At 43.7% G+C, this 5,509-nt stretch carries 4 protein-coding genes; 2 read left to right on the top strand and 2 right to left on the bottom strand.

Annotated elements, in window-relative coordinates; translation table 11 throughout:
• Nucleotides 1–162: 162 nt before the first annotated feature.
• On the bottom strand, nt 163–588 hold the full coding sequence (locus tag AB4653_RS10370; RefSeq protein WP_009846243.1) for a DUF3010 family protein: 426 nt from the start codon (nt 586–588) through the stop codon (nt 163–165).
• A 257-nt stretch (nt 589–845) separates the two neighbouring features.
• On the opposite strand from AB4653_RS10370, the gene AB4653_RS10365 reads away from it, so the two are divergent.
• Together AB4653_RS10365 and AB4653_RS10360 are read left to right on the top strand one after the other, a co-directional pair.
• Nucleotides 846–2,483 (top strand): methyl-accepting chemotaxis protein, encoded by a 1,638-nt coding sequence (locus AB4653_RS10365; RefSeq protein ID WP_102258250.1) that lies wholly within the window; start codon nt 846–848, stop codon nt 2,481–2,483.
• 320 nt (nt 2,484–2,803) lie between these two features.
• Complete coding sequence (locus AB4653_RS10360) at nt 2,804–3,673, top strand: LysR family transcriptional regulator (protein WP_009846245.1); 870 nt, start codon at nt 2,804–2,806, stop codon at nt 3,671–3,673.
• A gap of 113 nt (nt 3,674–3,786) precedes the next feature.
• On the opposite strand, the gene AB4653_RS10355 is transcribed toward AB4653_RS10360, so the two are convergent.
• The gene (locus tag AB4653_RS10355) at nt 3,787–5,448 is read right to left on the bottom strand and encodes a methyl-accepting chemotaxis protein (RefSeq protein ID WP_372104081.1); all 1,662 of its coding nucleotides are present in this window, start codon (nt 5,446–5,448) and stop codon (nt 3,787–3,789) included.
• Between the last annotated feature and the right edge of the window lie 61 nt (nt 5,449–5,509).

Here is a 5,509-nt window from a genome sequence, read left to right as displayed (position 1 = left end):
TATCGAAAAATGCTGCCTTGTTCTCAAGCTTTTTTCCTACGCTATTTTTGATCACTTACTTACTGTGATTGGTATAACTCGACTTGAAATAGATTGCTAGAAACAAAAAAGAGCCTGAATATTCAGGCTCTTTCTGTATCAATATTGGCTAGCGACTATTGATTAGCGCTGCATTAAACAAGCGTAAGCCGTGGTAAACGGTGCTTCTTGGTATTGCTTAAGGCCTGTTTCTTTGAACTTCATCATAAGAGGGTTGCGCTTAAGGCTTTCTTTGATTTCATTCGGAGATACAACGGTTACGTCTAGGCCGTCGATCAACTGAATTGCCGCTTCTAGTTTGAAGCCGAAGCCACCGCCAGCAAATTTGCCTTTAGTTTGGCGTTGACGAATTACCACTTTTTCTACTTGGTAATCTTCCATTAACTTTGCAAAAGAAAATTGAAAATCTTTCATATTCTGTGTGTCGTTTGCGTCACTAATCGCAACTTTAGAAACTCGGCAATCAGGAATGTTAAATACACCGTCTGATAGAGATAGAAGACAGATGACTGCATCGTTACCTTTGATTTCAACACCACAAATTTTCATGTTCTTACCTACTTATTTTAGAGCCCTATATTATGGTGTTATTTCGATGACTTCTCCAGTAATAGAACATGTCTAAGGTAAATAAATTCAATATTGTCCACTTTAACTTTTCAGGTTGACGTCTGGTTAAATGCGAAGCACTCGTTTTCATTGTCTAGTTTTATATGCGATGAGATTCACAAAACTATAGCTGGCTTTTTTATCGATACTGTATATTATGCGCGCGTCCCTATTTAATGTGTGGTTATAAACCCTCTATGAATATCAAAAACCTTTCTATTAAGAGTAAAATTGCGATTCCGCTAATGGTTATCGTGATTGTTTTCTCAACTGTTACTGTGCTTAACGTGATTAAATCTAACGCGCAAGCAGCGATTAACCATGAGCTCAATAATGTGGTTCAACCGGTTCTCGACAACCTAGAAGATGGGTACCGAGATATCTATCAAGTCATTGCATCAGCGCAAGGTTTATTACTTGCTAAAGATAAGGATGCGATCGAATATCAAAAATTTGAGTTTGAAGACAACGCTTACAAAGCCGTTCCACGCTTTGAAAGTGTCCAAACCCTATATACCGCAGGTGTCTTAGACTCATCTTCTCAAGACGAGCTAGCGAAACTGGTAAAGGCGATGAAAAAGTGGGTAGCATTGCATGAACCAATGTTTGCAGACCCTGCCAATGCTCTTCAATACAACATAGATTACTCGCCAGCATTGGACGCTGAGTTTGCGATCATTCACGATCAACTCGGCTATATCAGAGAGCTCATTGCAGTTAAACAAAAAGAGCTTCGCCAGCAAGCTAATGACTCGATTGAAGAAAGTAAGCTGATCATCGAAGTAGGTATGGCGGTGGCGGTACTTGCGGCTTTGTTTTCGATGTGGTTATCGAACCGTTTTATCGTTCAGCCGATTCAGAGCGTAGAGAAAGCGATGAATGAAATCGCATCGGGTGATGGTAACTTAGCTCAGCGAATGAAAGTTGAAGGTTCTGATGAGATTGCTCGTTTAAGTTCAGCGTTTAACAAGTTTGTTAGTAAGATACATACTACTGTAGAACAAGTGATTCTGACATCAAATGCCGTACGTGCAGAGATGGAAAACATCAAATCAATAACGCAGAATGTGGTTGAATTTTCTTCGAATCAACAGAAAGAAAGTGAAGTAGTCGCGGCTGCCGTTCATGAAATGCAAGCGACCAGTGAAACGGTAAGTGGTAACGCGTTAGATGCGGCAACCGCAAGTAACGTTGCGAACAATGAAGTGGAATCAGCAGACAGCACTTTGGGCTTAACCGTAACTTCAATTGAACGCCTTGCGCAAGATATCGAGAATGCAGGCGGTGTGGTTCAGGAATTGGATACTGATGTGAAGAACATTGCTTCTATTCTTGGCGTGATCAAAGGCATTGCAGAGCAAACCAATCTATTGGCATTGAATGCGGCGATTGAAGCAGCGCGTGCTGGTGAGCAAGGTCGTGGTTTTGCGGTAGTTGCTGATGAGGTCCGTGCGCTTGCGAGCAAAACTCAAGACAGTACGGGTGAAATCCAATCAATGATTGAACGCTTAGAAGTTGGCGCTAAACATGCCGTTGGCGTGATGACAGAAAGCAAGGCAAGTGGCGAGAAAACCATTGTTCAAGCGGGCACTGCAGCTTCATCATTGAGCGAGATTCGTAACTCAATCGGCAAGATGAATGAGATGAATACGCAAATCGCAACAGCGGCTTCTCAGCAGTCTCAGGTGTCTGAAGAAGTGAACCAGAATGTTCAACGTATCGCGGAAAGCACCATGAAAATGGTTGAGATGGCAAACAATGCAGAGAACGCATGCATCTCACTAGCAGAACAGTGTGAAGCACTTGATAGCCTAGTTTCTCAGTTTGAAGTGTAATCTTTGAGACTGAACAGGCAACAGTGAGTGGCTAGTCGTTTCTAGTTTTAACCCTCACGCATCTGTAATAGACAATAATAAGGCCCGTACTCAATGAGTGCGGGCTTTCTTTTTTGGTGCGAGTATTTTTTGATAACAGTATTTGTAATACAAGGTCGGTTCAAACTTTGTAGATTAGGTCGATAGGAGCCTTGTGGGGAATGCGATATTAGCTTCAATGAAGGCCTTTGTATGTGCACGGCGTATATTAAGCTAGGTGACACTGATCTATATCTTCAATACACTGTATGGGTAACCATAGTTCAAAATAGGGTAGAGGCATGGCCAATTGGGAAGGGGTAAGTGAGTTTGTTGCAGTGGCAGAGCGCGAAAGCTTTACTGGTGCCGCACAGAAACTCGCTACGTCAGTGGCTCAAATCAGTCGTAGAGTGGCAAATCTCGAGGAACGCCTCGCAGTAAAACTACTCAATCGAACGACTCGTAAGGTTTCTCTAACAGAGGCTGGGCAACTCTATTATCAGCAATGTAAGTTGTTGGTCGAGGGTTTAGAAATTGCTGAGTTAGCCGTCACGCAGATGCAATCCACGCCGAAAGGTTTGCTGAAAGTAACAGCACCTGTGACTTATGGTGAGCGTCAACTCGCCCCGATACTTCATCAGTTCTTAAAGCTCCACCCACAAGTCGAACTTGAGCTGATGTTGACCAATCAAAAGCTCGACCTTATTGATTCGGGTGTCGATGTCGCTATTCGTCTTGGTCGCTTAGAAGATTCGAGTCTTGTGGCAAAGAAGCTGTCTCAACGCCAACTCTACGTGTGCGCCAGCCCTGAATACATTGAACGTTACGGTGAACCGCATACACTCTCTGAGTTGAGCAATCATCAATGTTTAGTCGGCGGCTTTGAGCATTGGCGTTTTAAAGAAAATGGGCGACCTCGCTCAGTTCGGGTTAATGGACGCATTAAATGTAACAGTGGCTTAGCCTTACAAGACGCAGCGAAACAGAGTATTGGCTTAGTGCAGCTACCAGAATATTACGTGAGTGAAGATCTTGAGTCTGGCGAATTGGTTGAGGTGTTATCTGATTACCGAGACGATAAAGAGGGGATTTGGGCGCTTTACCCACAGAACCGTAATTTGTCTTCAAAGGTTCGCTTGTTAGTCGACTTCTTGTCTGAGCAATTAGACTAGTTCTATCTGGCAAGACACTATGGACAAGAAAATGGGCTTCAGAACAAAGATTCTGAAGCCCATTTTTATTGATGTTCTATAGCTTTTACTTGCTAAGCACTAAGCATTAAGCATTAAACCGTGAAGCGATCAACCAAGTGGTACAACTCGTTTGCTCGGCTGTTTAAGTTTTGGCTACCTGTACGGTTTTGGTTTGCTAGCGATGCCGATTGAGAACTTTGGTCTGAAATCACAACAATGCGTTGAGATATCTCTTGGCCAACAATATTCTGCTGTTCAGTCGCCGTTGCAATCAGTGAGTTCATGTCCATGATGGTATCAATCGAATCTTGAATTTTAGCAAGTGCTGCAGCTGCTGCGTTCGCTTCTTCTACCGTTTGAGCACTTCTGCTTTGGCTGGAATCCATTGCTTTAACCGCGGCATCTGAAGCGGATTTTAGCTGTTGGATCATTTTGTGAATGTCGCCCGTGCTCTCTTGTGTGCGGCTTGCAAGCTTACGAACTTCATCAGCAACTACGGCAAAACCTCGGCCTTGATCACCAGCTCGCGCGGCTTCAATCGCGGCATTTAGTGCTAATAGGTTGGTCTGTTCCGCTATATCTTGAATGACAGTCAGTGAAGATGAAATGTTCTGTACATCTCCTTCAGGGCGAGATACCACAGTGTTTGCCTCTGATACTTCACTTGCAAGGTCTGCTACGGAACCTGCAGCAGCGTTGACAATTTGCTGAGCTTCTTTTGCATTGTTCTCTGCAAGTTTAGCTGAGTCAGCCGCTTGGCTTGCGTTGCTTGAGATCTCTTGCGCTGTTGTCGTCATCTCGGTCATCGCCGTTGCTACTTGTTCTGTCTCTTCACGTTGACCTGTCGCTATTTCGTCGACCTGAGCTGCGCGAGAAGACATGCTGCTCGTTTCTGATACAACTTGCTGACCCACATCGCTCACGCTACGAATGATGGTCTGTAGGCTAGCAACAAAGGCATTAAAGTTCTCACTGAGTTTGGCGAACTCAGGCGCTTTGAAGGTTTCCATTCGAGCCGTTAGGTCGGCCTCACCACTTGCAAAGGCACTGATTGAACGGTCAAATTGCTCGAGTGGTTGCATGATTGTACGGTTCACTGCAACAGCGAAAACCGCTACCACTAAGGCAATCAAGCCACAGAAAATTGCAATGGCAGTTAGTGAGCTTTGTAGCGCAGCATTCGAGCTCTCTTTCATGTCACTGATGACTGCGTCAATATCATCGGTATAAAAACCCGTGCCGAGCATTAAATCCCATTGTGGAATAAAGATTGAGTAGCTGAGTTTTGGTAACGCAATGGACTGACCTGGCTTAGGAAAGTAGTAAGTGGTGAATTCCCCAATTTTTGAGTTCTTAATCAGGTCTTGGATTAGGTAATTGCCTTGTTTGTCTTGAAGGTCGTAGTAATTTTTACCAATGCCATCGGTACCTTGTCCGATGACGATTCTTACACCCTTAGAGCTGTAGCCAAAAATATAACCAGATTCACCATATTCTAGAGTTTTTAATGTGGGTAATGCTTCTTCAAGCGTGGCACCTTTTTCTAAGAAAGGAGATATCGAAGACTGAGCCATTTGCAGGTACGCTTTGAGTTCCTTTTCTTTCATCGCCATCATATTGCTACGCGTCGATTCTACTTGTTGTGCGGTTAGCTCAGTGCTCTTCATATACGTCACGCTCATCATCCCAATTGCCATTAGTAGCAAAGGGATAAAAGAGAGAATATAAAGGCGGTTTTTGATGGTGAGGGTCATTAGCACTTCCTATGTGATTGTCTCAGGCAATTTTCAACACATTATTAATGTGGTTTCGAAA

Origin of the sequence: Vibrio sp. 10N.222.48.A3 (genome assembly GCF_041475345.1) — a bacterium.
GTDB lineage: Bacteria > Pseudomonadota > Gammaproteobacteria > Enterobacterales > Vibrionaceae > Vibrio > Vibrio tasmaniensis_A.
Note: the sequence above shows the minus strand (reverse complement) of the source record. Positions and strands in the feature narration are given on the sequence as shown.